The sequence below is a fragment of the Halobacillus kuroshimensis DSM 18393 genome, assembly GCF_000425705.1.
GTDB classification, from domain to species: domain Bacteria; phylum Bacillota; class Bacilli; order Bacillales; family Halobacillaceae; genus Halobacillus; species Halobacillus kuroshimensis.
On record NZ_AUDY01000016.1, the window covers coordinates 64,032 to 82,712 of the forward strand.

Genomic DNA, 18,681 nt, shown 5'->3' on the forward strand with positions numbered 1-18,681 from the left:
TATAGTAATAGCGTTTTCCGATTTATCAGGAAGGTGATCCATTTGGACAATATAAAGCCTATTTTTCCGGTTACGGAAGAATTGCTCGAACTTGTGGACTTGTTGAATCAAATATCTCCATCAGAGGAAGAAAAAATCATTCCTCAAACAATGACGGTATTAAATAGAGTATATGCCCAGGGCGTCATGGAAGGCTATGAAAAAGCCATGCAGAAGCAGGGGCAGAAAAAATAAATGGAAAAGAGGCGGGACTGATGGGAGGCAGAGTCGGCATTAGTGTCACACTGGAGGTCGTCTGTGGGAAATGGAAGGGGTTGATTCTCTGGAAGCTTCTTAAGGATGAATCAATGCGGTTTAATGCGCTGCGCCGTTCTCTTGATGGTAATATTTCTTCGCGGATTCTGGCACGTGAGCTGAAACAGCTGATGAATGACGGACTTGTGGAAAGAATTGACCATCAGACCGTCCCGCCTCATGTTGAATACCGCTTATCCCCTTACGGCCGCTCAACAGCTTCCTTCCTCCATGCTATGAACCAGTGGGGAATCAAGCATCAGGAGGAATTGGAAGCTGCACAGCCCTATCCTGACCGGGCAGGTGACGAATCCACATCTTAAGAAAAAAGAGGCACGTTCATACACGTGCCTCTTTTTTCTTAATCTCATTCATCAGCGGGATATAGGAGACCGATCTGTCTGCGGGCTTCCTCCATAATCCGGGCAGTGATCAACGTATGCTCGAAGGAGTTTACGGAAGACTGATTCGTGCCCCGTCGAATGACGTCGATAAACTCGGCCACTTCATAATACATAGGAGGAAAATCACTAACGGCGGTCAGTTCTTCCCGTGTTCCGTCCCGGTAAAGGATGTGGATGTTCTCCGGTTCAGAAATGTTCGGAATAATCATGGTCCCTCTTTCCCCCTGAATTTCTGAAGGAGAATGGGAGTCGATAATCTTGGAGTGCATAACGACTCCTTCCATATCACCATAGTCCGCTGTAACCGATCCTTGGCCGTCGACTCCGGATTCCAGAAACAGGCCGCTTGCCTTAATGGAGCGTGGAGCCCCGAATAAAGCCGCCATCGGATAGATGCCGTAAATCCCTAAGTCCATCAATGAGCCATTGGATAATTCAGGCTTGAAGGCGTTCAGGATCTCTCCCTGCTTATACGCGTCATAGCGGGAGCTGTACTTACAAAAGTTCCCTACATACCGGCGGACAGGACCCAGCTTATGCAGATGCTGCTTCACTGCTGAAAATCCAGGCATCAGCGTGGACTTCATCGCTTCCATCAGGACGACCCCCTGATTTTTGGCTGTATTAATCATCCCGGCAATTTCCTGCTGGTTTGACGCCATGGGTTTCTCACAGAGTACATGTTTTCCATGCTTCATAAGAGTGACCGCATGTTCGGCGTGGAGAGCATTTGGACTGGCTATGTAGACGGCCTCGATTTCTTCACTGAGGGCCAGATCTGTCATTTTTGTGAAACGGAGTGGAGCTCCGTACTGATCAGCGAACGCATCGGCCCGCTCCTGGTTTCTTGAATAAACCCCTGTCAATTCAAATTCCGGATGGCTGCGCCCGGCTTCAATCAGCTTTTCGGTAATGGTATTTGTTCCTATGATGGCAAATTTCAAAACGATACACCTCCCCTTCTTTATGGTCATTATACATGAAACCATTGGATACCCCTATATTTACCGCTTGTTTTTCAGTTGATTCCAGCCCAGCTCAGCCAGTTTCTCCTGTCCCTTTTTGTTCGGGTGAACATCCCGTTCAATGATATATTCCGGATGTCCTGCAAAAGCTCCGTACGCATCAATCAGCGTAACAGAGGCAAAATGACGGACCAGTTGGACGAGCGATTGATACTGTTGATTAATGTAGGAGAGGGGTGCACTCAACTGATCAGAGGCTGCCGGATAAGGGTTATATAGATTATAGACAAGGATTTCTCCGTCTGACAGAGCGTCGATTTCCAGGATTGTCGAATACACATTATAAATAAGATCTCTGATGACAGGGGCCGCTTTCTCCAGATCCACCCCTTGAAGGTTATCGTTTTTCTTAAGGAAATTCAGCAGGTCATTCCCTCCAATATAAAGAAGGATATAATCCGAATCAGCGACCGCATCACGGACAACCTTATTTGTTTTCAACTCCTGAAGCAGTTCTCCTGATGTAAGCCCCGGGACACTGAGATTATTGACGACCATGTTCCCTTTTTCCCCAATCAAATATGGAAAAGCATAAGGTGATGGCTGTTTATTAACGGGGGTAAGGTGATACCCGTATGGGATGGAATCACCAAGCGCTGTGATCTGCTTTTCAGAGAAGCTGTAGACATGGACAGATCCCGTCATCCATATGAGCAGAAACAGTAGAAGTCCTGTCTTCTTCATGTGTATCGTCCTTTGCTGGTTTATGTAGAAAGGCGCCGGCAGAGCCGGCCGCTTTCCTTTACTTCGCTATGAACATTTGTACCCAATAGTTCCCATCCTTGGCATAGCCTACACCAATGTGGGTGACACTATTGTTCATGATGTTTTTCCTGTGTCCGGAACTGTTCAGCCATCCATCCACAACGGATTTTGGAGACTGCTGGCCTGCCGCTATGTTTTCAGCCGCTGTAGAATAGTCGACGTCAAAGTCCTTCAGCATATCGAACGGACTGCCGTAGGTTGGAGACGTGTGGGAAAAATAATCATTCTCCGCCATATCCTCTGATTTCACCTGGGCGACCTCTTCCACTTCTGCACTATTCTTCAGTGGCTCCAACCCATTCTTTTTACGGGCTTCATTTGTTAACTCGATGACTTTTTTCTGAAAATCACCGGATGCTGCCTGGCTTTCGCCTGGGCTGGAGTCTTTTTCAGCTTGGTTATTGTTTCGCTCAGCAGACTCCGGCTGTCCTTGGTTATCCCCGGATGGTGCAGCCTGACGTTGGTCATAACGGCCTTCCTGATCGAAAAAGTACGGGCCTTCCATTCTTCCATTTGGACCATTAGGATTGATGCCCTCAAAATAGACGTTGGCATCAAAGCGGCTCTGTTCATTGGAACGGGGATCCACGGCATATCTTTGTTCCTGCTGCATGTTCTCATCTTCCGGATCGAAGGTAACCTGGTTCAAATTGTTGCGCTGACTTTCCCGCGCACGTTCTTCTGTTGTATTACAAGCAGCCAGCAAGCCGAGCAGCATGATGACTGATAAGATCACAAGGGTTTTCTTGCTCATATTCATCCTCCTTAAGGAATAGGTTCATCTATACTATCTGCTCTTTCCGTAACCTTATCCCTGAAAAGAAGTACCAGCATAACCCCTTGCTTTTCCGCATAAAAAAAGGCTGCGGAACCCCGCAGCCTACGTATTTATCAACGATGATTCAATCGGAAACAGACGACCTTCTGCTCGGTCATCGCTTCCATGCTGAAGCGGACACCTTCGCGGCCGATCCCCGATCCCTTGGTTCCACCAAACGGCATCTCATCAATCCGGTAATCGCTGCTGTCGTTGATCATCAGTCCTCCAACATCCATATACTGAATGGCTTCAAACGCTTTTTGGATATTATTTGTAAAAATGCCCGCCTGCAGCCCGTAGTTCACAGAATTTGACAAATCAATCGCTTCATCCAGATTTCTCACCGGGTGTACGAGCACAACAGGTCCGAAAATTTCCTCCTTAGCCACTTTTGCATCGTGCGGAACGCCGGTCAGAATGGTCGGATAGTAGAAGGTTCCGTCTCTTCTTCCACCAAGGACGATTTCCGCCCCTTCGCTGACCGCTTCCTCCACCCAGTTTTCCACCCTGAGCGCCTCTTTTTCCTGAATCATCGGCCCGACATCCGTTCTTTCCTCCATTTTATCACCAACATGGAGAGCAGCTGACGCGGCTGCGAACTCATCAAGAAAAGCTCCATACTGCTGCTCTTCCACATAAATCCGCTGCACACCGATGCAATTCTGCCCGGCCGCTGAAAAAGCCCCTGAAACGCAGGCTTTTACAGCTTCCTCCCGGTCTGCATCGTTCAAGACGATGACAGGGGAATTGGATCCGAGCTCCATACTCAATTTCTTTGTCCCTGCTTTTTTCGTAATGGCATCACCTGCTTCAGGACCACCGGTAAAAGAGATCATCTGAACGGCCGGATGAGTAATTAATGTGTCACCAATATCTTTTCCTGAGCCTGTAATGACGGACAAATACCCTTCTGGAAGCCCTGCGGCTGTAAAAGCCTCAGCAAGCTTCAAAGCACTTAAGGGAGTGACAGAGGCCGGTTTCAGGACAATCGCATTACCCGCAGCGATCGCAGGGCCGATCTTATGCGCCACTAAGTTGAGGGGATCATTAAACGGCGTAATGGCTCCGATGACACCGATCGGGAAGCGCTGATAATAGCCGACTCGGTTTTCTCCGCCTTCATTCTGGTCAAAATTGATGGTTTCCCCTTTCAACCGCCGCGCTTCCTCGGCACTGATTTCAATCGTCTGAACCGCCCGCTTCACTTCCCCCCTGGCTTCGGTAATCGTTTTGCTTCCTTCCAGGGCGATCACTTCAGCAAAGGACTCTTGATTCTCCCGCACGTAAGCGGCGGCTTTTTTCAACACAGTCATTCGTTCATGCGTCGGCCAAGGGCGCCGGGATGTAAAAGCACGATGGGCCCCTTCCACCGCCTCTTCCATATCTGATTTAGAGGCGGAAGGTACTTCGGCAAGTAAACGCCCGTCCTGAGGATTGTAGACCGGGAAGGTGGAATCGGCTTCCACCCACCGCCCCGCGCACAGCATTTTTTCAACAACAGGATTCGTTTTCATGGCTCTGCTCCTTTCCTACACATTTATTTTGGATTGCTGTTTATGGTAATGGATCAAATCAATCAACAAGGCATACCCGGTTTCCTTCAGCCCCGCTCCTGCTCCTGTCATAAAAATGGGGCCGGACATGTCACAGTCATATAAAATGGCGTTCAAGGCTCCTGATACTCCTGCAAGAGGCTCGTGGGCGGAGATGCGTTCCGGCTTGACGATCCCTGTAACGCGGTCACCGTCCAAGGTTAATGTACCGATCAACCGCCATTTCTCTCCCGCCTTTTCCGCTTCCTGTATATCCGATGCGGTCACTCCTGTAATCCCTGTACAAGGAATATCTTCCGGGGACAACGCCACACCAAAGACATGACTGGACAGGATGGCAAGCTTATAGCGGACATCATACCCTTCCACATCACTGGTGGGATCAGCTTCTGCATATCCGAGGCCCTGCGCCTGCTTCAAAGCCTCTCCATACTCCAGTCCTCGTTCCATTTCCGTCAAAATATAATTGGTCGTACCATTAAGGATTCCCTTGATTTTATGGATGGTATTTCCTGCAAGTGTCTGCTCTGGAAGACGCAGCGCCGGTGTTCCGCTCATGACCGTGCCTTCAAAACCGAAAAATGCACCTTTCTCCTCCGCCTTCCGGGTCAACTCATCATAGGCATGGGCGACAGGTCCCTTATTCGTCGTAAGGACACTTTTCCCTTGATCCAGAGCCCGGCGGCAGTGGGTCAATGCCGGTTCACCTGTTTCTACATTCGTATAAGTGACTTCCACGATGACGTCTGCATGAGAGTGATCGATCATCTCCATACTATCCCAGCCTATAACAACACCCGCTTGTTCCGGATAGGCTTCCACAGTCCCATGGTCTTTAAGCCCTTTCAGTAGAACGGGAATATCAAGCCCATCCGGATGATACACCGCCCCTTTCATGACATCACTGACTCCGACAACGACAGCATCCAAGCCATAATCCTCCCTAAGGCGGAATCTTTTCTCTTCAATGATTTCCGCAAGTGCGCGCCCGACTCCTCCAAAACCGATAAACGCGATTTTAACAGGCATTGTCATCCCCCTCGCTCTAATAGTTCATAAGCACTCCCTAAAAGGACTTGAACACCATGGGGCAGTGCTTGTTCGTCCAAATCAAAATCGGATTGATGCAGACTTTTCTCTTTGGTGAGGCCACAGCCTAAGAAAAACATCGCACCGGGAATGGTTTTCGTGTAAAAACTGAAATCCTCACTCCCCATGCCAAAAGGTTCTTCGATAAGCTTCAAAGAACCTGCGGCTGTTTTGATGGCTGTGTTGATATCGCGGTCGTTCACAAGGGCTGGTTCTCCCCTTTGGACAGTAAGATCATAATTTCCGCCAAGGGCTGTCACGATGGTAAGGGTCTGCTTCAATTCTTCCAGCAGCTGTTCTCGGACGGATTCCTTATATGAACGGATGGTACCCTCAAGATAAAGCCGGTCCGGGATAATGTTTCCCGCTTCACCAGCCTGAACCCGGCCGATGCTGAGTGTCCCGACTTCCAATGGGTCCATCCGGCGCCCATTCAGGCTGTATAAAGCTCCCAGCAGCGACGAGGCCATCCAGATTGGATCTTTCACATGCTGGGGATAACCGGCATGGCCGCCGGAGCCATGAATGATAATGGAAAATTCATCGTTGTTTGCCATACTCGGCCCGTCATGCCACTGCACCTCCCCTGGTTTACGCCACGGACACATATGAAGCCCCACCATTTTTTGAATATCATCCAATCTCCCTGTCTGCAGCATTTTCACAGCTCCGGTTTCTCCTTTAGAGTCACAGCATTCTTCGGCCGGTTGAAAGATCAACTTTACTGTGCCATTGAAACGCCCCCGTTCAGCATCTTCATGCAGCAGCTGAGCGGTACCCAGCAGTACAGCCATATGGGCATCATGGCCACAGGCGTGCATCACCCCTGGATTCCTGGATGAAAACGAATGGGTGGTCGTTTCTTGAATCGGGAGGGCATCCATATCCGCCCGCAGCCCGACCACCGGACCTTCTCCATGACGGATGGAAGCAACCACGCCATGGCCGCCTACTTTTTCTTCCACCTTAAAGAGTGGAAGCTTCGTAAGTTCCGCAGCAATCGTTTCACTCGTCCGCTTTTCCTGAAAACTGAGTTCAGGGTGACGGTGGAAATCCCTTCTCCAGCTGACCAGCTGCTCAAACAACTGACGGGATCTCAAGGCCAAGTCCGGGTTTCTGGTTTCCACACCGCTCCCCCCTTAAGGATTCACATAGGTTTTCATCGATTGGAATGCCTGAGCTAAGTCCGCCTTCAAGTCTTCAATGTCTTCGATTCCCGCCGAATAGCGGATCAAGCCTTCAGGAATTCCCATAGCCGCTCGTTCTTCTGGTGTACATTCCACATGACTCGTCGTTCTCGAAGGGCCGACGACGGTTTCTACAGACCCTAAGTTGGCGGCTCTATTGGCGTAATTCAATTTAGGCAGTAATTCACGGACACCTGCCACTCCGCCTTTCACAGAAAAGCTGAGCATGCCACCGAATCCTCTCATCTGCTCTTTCGCTGTCTGGTGATGCGGATGCTCCGGAAGGCCCGGATAGAAGACGGCCTCGACTTCGTCAAAGGACTTCAAGTATTCAGCGATGGCTGCAGCATTTTTGTTTTGTTGATCGACGCGCAGCTTCAACGTCTTCATTCCGCGCAGAAGCAGGTAGGCAGCCATCGGATCAAGGGTGGCTCCGTTGATTTCACGGTAGTGGTATATCGGCTCAATCAATTCTTTTCGGCCACAGACCGCTCCACCAAGAGCATCGGCATGACCACCGAGGAACTTGGTGGCACTGTGGATGACAAGGTCTGCCCCAAGCTCCAGTGGGTTTTGGTTGACCGGTGTCGCAAAAGTATTATCGACGATAACAAGTGCACCGGCAGTCTTTCCGGCCTCAGCCATCCGCTTGATATCCGTAATCTTTACGGTTGGATTGGTCGGACTTTCCAAGTACAAAACCTTGCACCCTTTCGCGATTTCCTCTTCAATCAACTCGTGATCTCCGGTCTCACAAAGGACGACCTCGACCTGCTGCTTGGGAAGGAATTCAGTAAAGATTTTATTCGTTCCGCCGTACGTATCTTTAATGGACACCACCCTGTCGCCCGGGAACAGGTACGTACTGAGCGTATTGCTGATGGCCGCCATGCCGGTGGAAAAGCTTGTGGCCGCCTCCGCTCCTTCTAATATACGGATTTTATCCTCAAAGGCCTGCACCGTCGGATTGGTGTTTCTGCCATAAATATGACCAGGCTTTGCGCCTACCGCAACGTCATACCATTCATCCATGTCGTCATAACCAAAGGATACGCTGTGGACGACAGGTACCTGTGTCGCTCCGAAAGCCAGCTGCTCCTTTTCACCAGCCCAGATGGATTTTGTGCTCATTTTAGCTTCTTTCACGAAGATCATCTCCTTTATTTTTCAAAGCTTTCCAAGCAAACCTTGCTATAGCTGTGTCCTGCACCCCTGTGCCTGTTAAGTCACAGATCGTAATATCCTCATCAGAAGTTCGGGCCTGTTTACGACCGCTGGTGAGTTCTCCGAGTTTAAGAGCTCGTTTTTCCAGATCCGGTACCCCTCTCAGTTCCCCGAGACGTCTGGACTGATGAATAACATCACAGGTGATGCTGTCCGCTTTTTCCAACACCCCGTGATCAAGCTCCTGCTTATGTTCCGCATCCGATCCCATCGCTGTGATGTGAAGGCCGGGTTTTAACCATTCTGCATAAATGAGCGGCTCACGGGATGGTGTGGTCGTTACAACGATGTCGCTTTCATCGACGACCTGCTTCACGCTTGAGCAGATCGTTACCGGCAGTCCCAGTTCGTTTTCCACCTCTTTTTTATACATGGCTGCCTGATCCTTTCTCCTTCCGTACACATACACGTGATCGATAGGACGGACAAGCGTCAGAGCCTTCAATTGAAGCCTTGCCTGGGCACCTGTCCCGATGATACCGGCCTTACCAGCCACTTTCCTGCTGCAGAATGCTGCTGCTACGGCCCCGGCGGCAGCGGTGCGCAGATCTGTTAAAAGACCATCATCAGCCAGCACGGCAAGCGGCTGTCCGGTACGGCTGTCAAGCAGAATCATCATCCCCCCGGATGTCGGAAGTCCTACGGAAGGGTTGTTAAAGAAGCCGGAGGATAATTTAACAGCAAAACTGTCTTCGCCCTCAATATAGGCCGACTTGATGTCAACTTCTCCGTTATGCTCCGGCACATCCATACGCATGATCGGCGGCATCGTCACCTTTTTTGTGACTAATGCCGTAAAGGCTTGTTCGATGACTTTGATTAATGGAGGATCGAGACGTATGAGGCGCTCGATCTCCTCCCTGGTATACAATTGAATCACGGCCACTTCCTTTCAGCTGATTTGTCCGCTCAAATCCAAATGGTCACGAATGACTAATTCCTGAGGATAAGTGGTGAAACGTTCACTGCCTGAGTCCGTCACCCGGAACGTTTCCGATATTTCAATCCCATCTGTATCAAACCAGAGTGCCGGGATGAGGTGAAAGGTCATATTAGGCTGCAGGACAGTCGGGTCCCCTTTTCTAATACTGGCTGTATGCTCGCCCCAGTCCGGAGGGTAATTCATGCCGACAGAATACCCGAGACGGGCTTCTTTTTCGTATCCGTATTTTTTGATCGTGTGTCGCCATACTTCCTCAAGCTCTCCACAGGTGACTCCGGGCTTCGCAAAATCAAGTACCGCCTGAATACCTTCGAGAACCACAGGAGCGACCTGTTTCATCTTCTCATTCGGCTGTCCGATGGCTACGGTTCTTGCAAGTGGAACGTGGTACCGCTTATAACACCCCGCCAGTTCTATAATGACGGCGCTTCCTTCCACAAACGGCCGGTCTGTCCACGTTAAATGAGGGATCGATGTATGATCTCCGGTCGGCAGCAGCGGCACGATGGATGGATAATCCCCTCCGTATTCCGGCGTCCCTTTTACGAGATGGTAATAAATCTCCGCTGCCGTATCACATTCCCTGACACCAGGCCGGACACTTTCCACCCCTTGAGTCATGGCGAGATCCGCAATCCGGGCTGCCCGCCTCATGTATTCAATTTCCTGGTCTGACTTGACCATTCTCACTTGGTTGACCAAAAGTGAACCATCCGCAAAAGAAGCGTCCGGAAGTCCCTGCTTCAGCCGCTCCAGGGCCATACCCGTGAAATAGTAATGATCCATCTCCACACCGATGCGCCGTTTCCCCTGACCGATCTGCCTGATAATTTCCGCTGCAAAATCCATCGGATGGTACACGGATGAGTGGACATAGTAATCCGGATAGGCGATGACATTTTCATCGTAAATCCATGTCGTCACTTTGGCACCCCCGGCATCCTGGTACCGCCCAATCCAGAGCGGCTGAGGTTCATCAATCAAGATCACGAGCATTTGATGGACATAAAAGGACCACGCATCATAACCGGAGAGATAATTCATATTGGCAGGATCCGTTATCAGAAGCACATCAATCCCTCTGTCCGCCATATTTTCTTTGACGGCCTGCAGACGCTTCTGGTACTCCAAAATGTCAAACGGAAGAACCATTCCATCCCCTCCATCCAAGTAGTCGGAATTTTAAATCTTTATTACGTCCATTGTATTCAACAGAAATTTTTTATGTAATGTAAAAATTGTATGAATTTTCAAGGCTGTCCTTGCTACACAATGGACACAGATGTCCCCTTTGATGTTATGCTCTTTATAAATGCTTGTAGGAGGATGATCCATGACGTACAGTTACATCTCTCACCTTTACTGCCCGAAATGCTCGAAAACCTACAACACCTCAGAACCTCACCACTTATGTACATGCGGCTCACCACTGCTTGTAAACTATGATTTGGAAGCGCTGTCTTCATTCTGGTCAAAAGACAGCCTCAGGGACCGTAATCCCGATCTCTGGCGCTATCATGAACTTCTTCCACTACAGAACCCATCTTACCGGGTCTCCCTGGGAGAAGGGATGACACCGCTTCTTTCTCTGCCCGCGCTCGGAAAAGACATGAACATCCCCCATCTGGATATGAAGGATGAAGGCGTCATTCCAACGGGCTCTTTTAAAGCCCGCGGAGCTGCCGTCGGGGTATCCAAAGCCCGTGAACTCGGCGTAAAGGAACTGGCAATGCCGACAAATGGCAATGCAGGAGCGGCATGGTCCCTCTATGCCGCCAGGGCGTCCATCATCCCTACAATTGTTATGCCGGTCGATGCCCCGAAAATCACACGGAACGAGTGCGCGGTCTCGGGAGCACGCCTCTTCCTAGTCAACGGCTTGATCAGCGATGCCGGCCAAATCATTTCCCGGGCCGCGCAGGACCCGGACATCTATGATGTATCCACATTGAAAGAGCCTTATAGAATCGAAGGAAAGAAAACAATGGGGCTTGAAATCGCAGAACAGACCGAATGGAAGCTGCCGGATGTCATTTTGTATCCGACGGGAGGCGGAGTCGGTTTAATCGGTATTTATAAAGCGATTCGGGAGCTCCAGCGACTGGGATGGGTAGAGAACGGGCGGATGCCGCGACTTGTCGCTGTCCAGTCAGAGGGCTGTGCCCCTATTGTGAAGGCCTGGGAAGAGGGACGGACAGAGTCCGATTTCTGGGAGGGTGCAGAAACGATGGCGTTTGGAATCAACGTTCCTAAAGCCATCGGTGATTTCCTTGTATTGGAGGCGATCTATGAGTCCAATGGCTGTGCGGCTGCTGTATCTGAATCATCGATTCAGGAAGAACAGCAGCGGGCGGCACAAATGGAAGGAACATTCGTCTGCCCTGAAGGAGCGGCTGCTTTTTCTGCTGCCCGTCAGCTGCTGCAGAAAAACTGGATCAAGGAAGAAGAGCACGTCGTCGTATTGAATACCGGAGCCGGCATCAAATACCCGGACACCGTAGATCTGGATATTCCAGTCCTTCAACCTGGTGACGCTCTGAAAAGAAAGGTATGATGAAAGTATTCTTAAAGAAAGTTGGGATAGAATGGAACGCATACAAATAGCAGAAGACCTCTCTTATTCACGCATTGTACACGGATTATGGCGTTTAGCCGACTGGAACCAATCGAAGGAAGAGACACTGGACTTGATTGAACATAATCTCGATCAAGGCATAACGACATTTGACCATGCCGATATTTACGGAAGCTATACTTGTGAGAAGCTTTTCGGAGAGGCACTCAGCCTGAAACCATCTCTCAGGGATCAGATGGAGATTGTTACGAAGAGCGGCATCGTACTTCCTTCAGAAAACCGCCCTGAGCATGGGTCTCATCATTACAATACGACGAAAGAACATATCATCAAGTCAGTTGAACAGTCGCTTACCGATCTTCAGACAGAGTATGTAGACACTTTGTTGATCCATCGTCCCGACCCGTTCATGGACCCTGCATCCACAGCTGAGGCCTTCATTCAGCTGCAGAAAGAAGGAAAAGTACGTACCTTTGGTGTGTCCAATTTCAAGGATCATCAATGGCAGATGCTTGAATCCTATCTGCCGTTTTCTCTCGTAACCAACCAGCTGGAGCTTTCCGCCTATCAACTGGAAAACTTTGAAGACGGTACGTTAAACCTTTGTCAGCAGAAGCGCGTCGCACCTATGGCCTGGTCCCCTCTGGCCGGCGGAGAAGTCTTTACATCCAACGATGACAAAGCCGTGCGGCTGCGAGGCACACTCACGAAGATCCAGGAGGAAATCGGTGCCGAGGGCATAGATGAAGTCATGTATGCCTGGCTGTTGAACCATCCGTCCCGGATTATGCCGATCGTCGGATCCGGTAAAAAGAACCGGATTGCCGGGTCCGTAAGAAGCCTGGATTACACCCTCAATCATGATCAATGGTTTGAAATTCTCCAGAGCTCCATGGGCCATGATGTACCGTAATTCATTTACAAGCATTTGATTCTAAAAAAAGGACCGGAACGACGCTTGTCATCGCGTCATTCCGGTCCTTTTCAACATTTATAATTCTCCAACTGCCTTCCGGATATCCTCCGCTTTCGTAATGGCGGATATGACAGCTGTGCCGGAAGCTCCGGCTTCCATAACTCTGTGTGCATTTTCCGTCGTGATGCCGCCGATGCCGACCACAGGCATGTCCGGCTGTCTTTCTTTTAATTCTTTGATCCATTCCGTACCGGAAACCGGGTTGGCATCCTTTTTACTTGTTGTAGGATAGACCGGTCCTGCTCCCAGGTAATCAACGAGATCAACAGGGCTGTTTTCCCATTCATGCAGGTCGGAGACGGACAGGCCGATCACCGCATCAGGATGTGCCTCCCGAATCCCCTTCACATGTTCATCCGACTGACCGACATGAATGCCTTCCGCGTTCAATCGGCGGAAAAGGTCCACATCATCATTTACGATGAACAAAATACCGGCGGTTTTACAGCGCTGCTGCAATGCAGCTGCCAGCTGATATTTTTCATCTCCCTGCAGCGATCCTTCTCCTTTTTCCCGGAATTGGAAAGCCGTAATACCTCCTTCAATCGCTTCGTCCAGGATGGATAATGGGTCTCTGTCACAGTCCTGACTGCCCATGATCAAGTATTTTCTGAGCTGCTGTTCCAATTTCACCGGCCCGCCTCCTCTTCTGCTCCAAGAGCATCGATAAACGCAGGAACAAATGTCCCGGATCCTGACACATGAGGATGAGAAGCGGCCTGTTCTGCTGCTTTGCCAAAATGATAGAGACCGGCCCGGACGTTTCCTACGCGGTCTCCTTCAATGGCAAGAAACGCAGTGAGAACGGCACCAAGCAGACATCCGGATCCTGTGACTTTTGAAAGCCATTGATGTCCTGTATCGTTATTGAAGACTTCTCCTTGATACCCGATCACATCGGTTTTTCCTGTGCAGACGGCCATCGTCTCATAGAGTTCAGAAACTTTGAGAGCAATCTCATCGGTGTTGGAGGCTTCTCCAGAGTCCACCCCTTTTGTTTCGACTTTCTCTCCAGCAAGGAAAGCCAGTTCTCCCGCATTGCCTTTGATCACATCGACATTAACCGTCGACAATATTTTCCGGCAGGCCTCTGCTCTGTAGGAGGTGGCAGCCACTCCCACAGGATCCAGAACGACAGGTACGCCGGCCTCATTCGCCGCTTTTCCTGCCTCCAGCATCGCTTCCACCTGATGCTCGTTCAACGTGCCGATATTCAACAGAAGGCCGTCTGCTAAACGAGCGACATCCCCGGCTTCCTGAACGGCATTCGACATAATCGGAGAAGCGCCGAGAGCAAGCAGGCCGTTGGCTGTATAATTCATGACGACCGCATTGGTAATGTTATGAATCAAAGGGCGTTCACTCCGCAGCTGCTGGATCAACGTTTGTGTCATGGATGAAAAACCTCCCTGCGTACGGCAAAATGATTGGTCGGGCCATCCCCTTTACCAAGATTGAAAGAATGGCGAATGGCCTCTGTAACAAAATGCTTGCCCTTCTCTACCGCCTGCGTGAGCGGATATCCCTGGCTCATATAAGCGGCTATAGCAGCCGAGTACGTGCAGCCTGTGCCATGGGTATTCGCTGAATCAATCCGTTCTTCTTCGAAGGTGTGCAGCTGATATCCGTCATATAAAAAGTCGACCGCTTTCCCTTTTAAATGACCGCCTTTTACAAGCGCAGCACCGGCTCCCAGCTGTTCTACAATTTCCACAGCCGCTTCCTTCATATCTTCTTCATGATCGATCCTGCGATTGAGAAGGGTTTCTGTTTCCGGAATATTAGGGGTCACAAGCGTCGACTCTGGTACAAGATGCCTTTTTAAATAGATCTGTTCTTCCTGCTCGACAAGCGGATCTCCACTTTGAGCAATCATGACAGGATCCATAATGTACGGAGCATCGATGGTCTGCATCCAGTCTTTAATGACCTGCATCATTTCCTTATTGGCAATCATCCCTGTTTTCACAGCATGTACCGGCATATCTTCACTTACCGCAAACAGCTGCTCACGGATGAAGGAGTCAGGGAGGTGATGTACATCTTTAACTCCTGTCGTATTTTGGGCGACAACCGAAGTCACCACACTCATACCATAGCTTTTCAATTCCTGGAATGTTTTCAAATCGGCCTGGATACCAGCTCCACCACTTGGATCCGTACCGGCAATTGTTAATACACATGCGGGGTTCATTGAACCACTTCCTTTCCTATAAATCATCCTTTTCAATTGGATTCCATCAGGACTGCGGGAGCGGGCTTTCCACCTTCACTCTTGATAAAAGGAACACAGCAATGAACGCTCCTGACAGACTACTCACTAGAAACGACGGAAGAAACGCAAAGACCGCTGCTGAGCTTCCCATGAACCAGTTGGCGGCGGGAGCGGCGGCCAGAGCACCAATCACACCTGTGCCCAGCACTTCTCCGACTGCTGCAGAAAGCTTCCGTGCATATACCTTATAAAATACACCGGCAAAAAACGCCCCGAACATACCTCCGGGAAAAGCCAGAATCGTCCCGAGTCCCAGCAGAAAACGCAGCAGGCCGATGACAAAAGCGACAGCCACCGCTGGAATCGGACCGAGCATAACGGCTGCCATGACATTGACAGCGTGCTGGACAGGATAGGCTTTTGCTACTCCAGCGGGAAACCATAAAAACTGCGAGCCAAGTGTCCCTACTGCCACAAGGACGGCCATGAATGTAAGGATTCTGGTTTTATTCATCGGTCAGCTCCTTCCTGTGAATAAAATAAAAAAACCAGGTCCTCCGGGGACCTGGTTTTGATAGAAGAAGTCGATCAATGACAATCATGTGACTACTTCCCTCCGCTGGTATTAACCAGATCAGGTACGTAAGAGTCAGAAAGCGTCCATGCTTTCCTCTCAGCCTCTTCAGGCTCCCCTAGTAGTTTTGAAATCTATTCATTTGCATCAATCATATCAAAACTGGTTGAATCTGTCATCCTCTCCTGCTCCATACAGCCGGCAGAGAGACCTCCAAGCAAAAAGATTTCCGTTCACTGCGGCCCGGACTTTTCTACTTTTTTCAGGAGCCACAGCCTCACACTCAGCTCCAGTAAAAATAAATCATCCGCGTTCAACAGGGACAACCCCGTCAGCTGTTCAATATTCCTAAGCCGGTGCAGAAGGGACTGCCGGTGCAGATTCAGAGCTCTCGATGTCTGGCTGACATTGCTGTTGTACTTGTTATACACCATAAATGTATGGAGAAGCTCCGCCTGCCTTTTCTGATCGTAATCAATAAGCGGCTGGAGAGTATCCTGAACAATTTCCTCGATTTCTTTTTTATGGGATAAGGCCATCAAAAGCCTGTTCATTCTTGTCTCCTTAAAGAATGTCCGTCCCCCTGCCTCGTTCTGCTGCTCTCCCATCTGCAGGGCTGTCCGCGCTTCCTCATAGCTGTGATGGAATACTTGATACCCGTCTTTATGACACGAAATCCCCCATTGGATCGTGACACCGGCCAGCAGCTCGAACAAACGCCTTTCGACAAGGTCCAGAAATTGATTCGCTGCTTCCTCACTGCCTTCTTTGTCCGCCTCCAAAAAGATGATGACTCTCTCTTCATCAAAGGTCGTCATCACCTGCCGCCCCACCATGTGCCCGGCATAAGCAGCCTCCTTTTGGATGTAATAATTGCGGCTCTGTAGAGAAGAAGAAGAGGGAAGCTGTCCGTCGTTTCCTACCGACCGGCTTGCCGGCTGATGGAACAGAACCTCTCCGACAAAACAGACGTAAGGTTTCTCAAGATCATAGCCGAGAAGCCCGGCTTTCGACAACAGCTGCTTGTCCATGCGCTGCTCCTGCTTCGCCAGATCCAAAAGAAAGTTATCCTTGAGACGGATTTCTGTCATTTCGATGGCATTTTCCTTCACGAAATAAAGGGCACAGGCGGTCAGCGTGTGCTCCAGAATTGTCATCATCTCTGTTGTTACCTCTTGATCCTTTTCCGGCTGAAACAACAGATATCCCTGCTTCTTATAGTTGGATAGAATCGTAAGCTGATAACAGCATTCCTCACCGATTTGATAAGCTTCTATAAAATGTGTAAGCGGGTGCTCCAGACGGAAAGGGTGCTCAATTAAGGAAACAACCGCTTCTTTACGTCCGTTCAACGCATCAATCAGGGAAGAATCAAAATGCTGATTGGCCCGGATGTGCTTCAAATGGTCGCTGATGGCATTGGGCAGCCCTGTATATTGATAGAGGATGGTCGTGATTTCCTGAAGTCCCTTCCCATTCAGGACACAATTGATCAATTCCTGACGGATCCCTTCGACATGCCTGTGAACCTTCTGTTTCTCTTCATTGATTAACTGCAGCACGCCTTGAAGAATATCCGCAAACCGTACCTCCCAGGGGATTTCCACAAGCACGAGCTCATGTTGTTCAGCTAGAGCAATGATACGATCAGGGATTTTAAACAAATGACGGCCGGTGGCAAAAGCCAGAATGGAAGCATCTGACCGGATGACATCCTTCACGTAGGCCTCCAGAGCCGGGATATTCTCCCCGCATCCCACCCCGGTGCTGAGAACGAATTCATTGTTTCTCACAAAATTTTCGACAGGCGTCTCTATGACAGAGATCCACTCCACATCACGGTCATAAACAGGTGTCTGCACGTTCGCTTTCTCTAACATCGGCAGCTTCAATACCTCTTCAACAGGTACACCCATCCCCACTCCCCCTTTTTCAGCTGTCCATCCACGTTTTAACCGTATTTGTATCTACATTGTTTCCCGTAATGATCAAGACCACAGGTCCTTCCGAAACCGGCTGATCAAGAAGATAGCCGGCTCCAACAGCAGCTGCACCCTCTACGATGATTTTATGATGATCTAGGAGACTGTATAATCCTTCTTTAATGCGGTTTTCCTGTAAAAGCACCCCTTTATCCATCAACGACATGGTCATAGAAAATGTATAACGATTATCCTCACCAATGCCCCCGAGCAGACTGTCTGCGAGGGTGTATTCTTCTTCCAGCTTAACGACCGCCCCTTTTTTCAGGCTTGCCTGCATGACAGCACTTCGTTCCATCGTCACCCCGGTCACAGAAACAGTGGGATCCATCTTTTTCAAAACGAAACCGATCCCGGATAAAAGGCCGCCCCCGGACAGCGGGATCACCACTTCTTTCAGTTCAGGAAGCTGTTCCATCAATTCAAGACCGATGGTTCCCTGTCCTGCAATCACCTCGGGGTCATCAAAGGGCTGGATGATCGTCATTCCATATTTAGATGCCAGCTCCCTGCAGCGAACAGCAGCTTCATCCTGACTGACCCCCGTTTGTTCGATATCCGCCCCCAGACGTTTCAGACGGCTAAGCTTCGCTTCTGGCACACGGCGGGAAATACAAACCGTACAAGAGATACCCATCTGCCGTGCCGCATAGGCGGTGGCGATCCCATGATTTCCTGTTGAAAATGTTGTCACACCACGCTTTTTTTCTTCTTCTGTTAAAGATAGCAGCTTGTTTGCCGCCCCCCTTATTTTAAAAGACCCTGCTGGGTGGGACTGTTCCATTTTCAAATAAACCGGCTGCCCTGAGCGTTCGGAGAAAAACTCCGAATACACAAGCGGCGTCGGTTTCACGATGCTCTCGATACGTTTTCTCGCTAACCACACATCTCTCAACACCATCTCTCCCAAAGAACTCCTCCCCTTGTAAATAGATAAAAAATTCTGATTATTACTCATTATAGGGGATGGAACGATAGTCGGAAAAGGGGCAGAGTATGGAATCTTTTCAAAATCCTCTACAAAAGAAGCCCTCCCGTGACGGGGAGGGCTTGAT

At 49.7% G+C, this 18,681-nt stretch carries 19 protein-coding genes and 1 riboswitch; of the genes, 4 read left to right on the plus strand and 15 right to left on the minus strand.

Features of this window, described 5'->3' with window-relative positions; all coding sequences use genetic code 11:
- Nucleotides 1-33 precede the first annotated feature (33 nt).
- Both H615_RS0119530 and H615_RS21700 read left to right on the plus strand, forming a co-directional pair.
- Nucleotides 34-234 (plus strand): hypothetical protein, encoded by a 201-nt coding sequence (locus tag H615_RS0119530; RefSeq protein WP_244877781.1) that lies wholly within the window; start codon nucleotides 34-36, stop codon nucleotides 232-234.
- A 20-nt stretch (nucleotides 235-254) separates the two neighbouring features.
- Nucleotides 255-617, plus strand: coding sequence for a winged helix-turn-helix transcriptional regulator (locus H615_RS21700; protein WP_051254784.1), 363 nt, complete (start codon nucleotides 255-257; stop codon nucleotides 615-617).
- A 44-nt stretch (nucleotides 618-661) separates the two neighbouring features.
- Here H615_RS21700 and H615_RS0119540 read toward each other — a convergent pair whose 3' ends face one another.
- The 9 genes from H615_RS0119540 to H615_RS0119580 all read right to left on the minus strand — a co-directional run bounded on the left by H615_RS0119540 (nucleotide 662) and on the right by H615_RS0119580 (nucleotide 10,456).
- Nucleotides 662-1,672: a Gfo/Idh/MocA family protein gene (locus H615_RS0119540; RefSeq protein ID WP_035532825.1), complete on the minus strand. Its 1,011-nt coding sequence runs from the start codon at nucleotides 1,670-1,672 to the stop codon at nucleotides 662-664.
- Between the two features lie 30 nt (nucleotides 1,673-1,702).
- Nucleotides 1,703-2,407: a GDSL-type esterase/lipase family protein gene (locus tag H615_RS0119545; protein ID WP_027956710.1), complete on the minus strand. Its 705-nt coding sequence runs from the start codon at nucleotides 2,405-2,407 to the stop codon at nucleotides 1,703-1,705.
- A gap of 58 nt (nucleotides 2,408-2,465) precedes the next feature.
- A complete protein-coding gene (locus H615_RS0119550) occupies nucleotides 2,466-3,242 on the minus strand; it encodes a CAP domain-containing protein (RefSeq protein WP_027956711.1) in 777 nt (258 codons plus the stop codon).
- 137 nt (nucleotides 3,243-3,379) lie between these two features.
- Nucleotides 3,380-4,822 (minus strand): aldehyde dehydrogenase family protein, encoded by a 1,443-nt coding sequence (locus H615_RS0119555; RefSeq protein WP_027956712.1) that lies wholly within the window; start codon nucleotides 4,820-4,822, stop codon nucleotides 3,380-3,382.
- A gap of 15 nt (nucleotides 4,823-4,837) precedes the next feature.
- On the minus strand, nucleotides 4,838-5,890 hold the full coding sequence (locus tag H615_RS0119560) for a homoserine dehydrogenase (protein ID WP_027956713.1): 1,053 nt from the start codon (nucleotides 5,888-5,890) through the stop codon (nucleotides 4,838-4,840).
- A 2-nt stretch (nucleotides 5,891-5,892) separates the two neighbouring features.
- Entirely contained in the window at nucleotides 5,893-7,077 is a 1,185-nt protein-coding gene (locus H615_RS0119565) for a M20 metallopeptidase family protein (RefSeq protein ID WP_027956714.1), read from the minus strand.
- 12 nt (nucleotides 7,078-7,089) lie between these two features.
- Nucleotides 7,090-8,268, minus strand: coding sequence for a cystathionine gamma-synthase family protein (locus H615_RS0119570; protein WP_425307013.1), 1,179 nt, complete (start codon nucleotides 8,266-8,268; stop codon nucleotides 7,090-7,092).
- A 1-nt stretch (nucleotide 8,269) separates the two neighbouring features.
- Nucleotides 8,270-9,241 (minus strand): cyclodeaminase, encoded by a 972-nt coding sequence (locus H615_RS0119575; RefSeq protein ID WP_342341479.1) that lies wholly within the window; start codon nucleotides 9,239-9,241, stop codon nucleotides 8,270-8,272.
- A 12-nt stretch (nucleotides 9,242-9,253) separates the two neighbouring features.
- Nucleotides 9,254-10,456, minus strand: a complete 1,203-nt coding sequence (locus tag H615_RS0119580; RefSeq protein ID WP_027956717.1) for a M24 family metallopeptidase — start codon at nucleotides 10,454-10,456, stop codon at nucleotides 9,254-9,256.
- Between the two features lie 181 nt (nucleotides 10,457-10,637).
- Here H615_RS0119580 and H615_RS0119585 point away from each other — a divergent pair, with 181 nt between their 5' ends.
- Both H615_RS0119585 and H615_RS0119590 read left to right on the plus strand, forming a co-directional pair.
- Nucleotides 10,638-11,858, plus strand: a complete 1,221-nt coding sequence (locus H615_RS0119585; RefSeq protein WP_027956718.1) for a threonine synthase — start codon at nucleotides 10,638-10,640, stop codon at nucleotides 11,856-11,858.
- Between the two features lie 31 nt (nucleotides 11,859-11,889).
- The gene (locus H615_RS0119590; protein ID WP_027956719.1) at nucleotides 11,890-12,792 is read left to right on the plus strand and encodes an aldo/keto reductase; all 903 of its coding nucleotides are present in this window, start codon (nucleotides 11,890-11,892) and stop codon (nucleotides 12,790-12,792) included.
- A gap of 78 nt (nucleotides 12,793-12,870) precedes the next feature.
- Here H615_RS0119590 and thiE read toward each other — a convergent pair whose 3' ends face one another.
- The 6 genes from thiE to H615_RS0119620 form a co-directional block, all read right to left on the minus strand.
- Nucleotides 12,871-13,488 (minus strand): thiamine phosphate synthase, encoded by a 618-nt coding sequence (thiE, locus tag H615_RS0119595; protein WP_027956720.1) that lies wholly within the window; start codon nucleotides 13,486-13,488, stop codon nucleotides 12,871-12,873.
- A complete protein-coding gene (gene thiM / locus H615_RS0119600) occupies nucleotides 13,485-14,249 on the minus strand; it encodes a hydroxyethylthiazole kinase (protein WP_027956721.1) in 765 nt (254 codons plus the stop codon). The genes thiE and thiM overlap by 4 nt, the downstream gene beginning before the upstream one ends.
- Nucleotides 14,246-15,049 (minus strand): bifunctional hydroxymethylpyrimidine kinase/phosphomethylpyrimidine kinase, encoded by an 804-nt coding sequence (thiD, locus tag H615_RS0119605; protein WP_027956722.1) that lies wholly within the window; start codon nucleotides 15,047-15,049, stop codon nucleotides 14,246-14,248. Before thiD ends, thiM begins: the two co-directional genes overlap by 4 nt.
- A gap of 46 nt (nucleotides 15,050-15,095) precedes the next feature.
- Entirely contained in the window at nucleotides 15,096-15,584 is a 489-nt protein-coding gene (gene thiW / locus H615_RS0119610; protein ID WP_027956723.1) for an energy coupling factor transporter S component ThiW, read from the minus strand.
- A gap of 80 nt (nucleotides 15,585-15,664) precedes the next feature.
- Nucleotides 15,665-15,774: riboswitch (TPP riboswitch) on the minus strand.
- 103 nt (nucleotides 15,775-15,877) lie between these two features.
- Nucleotides 15,878-17,560 (minus strand): PucR family transcriptional regulator, encoded by a 1,683-nt coding sequence (locus tag H615_RS0119615; protein ID WP_027956724.1) that lies wholly within the window; start codon nucleotides 17,558-17,560, stop codon nucleotides 15,878-15,880.
- Nucleotides 17,561-17,576: 16 nt separating this feature from the next.
- Complete coding sequence (locus H615_RS0119620; protein WP_035532832.1) at nucleotides 17,577-18,527, minus strand: pyridoxal-phosphate dependent enzyme; 951 nt, start codon at nucleotides 18,525-18,527, stop codon at nucleotides 17,577-17,579.
- Nucleotides 18,528-18,681: the final 154 nt, after the last annotated feature.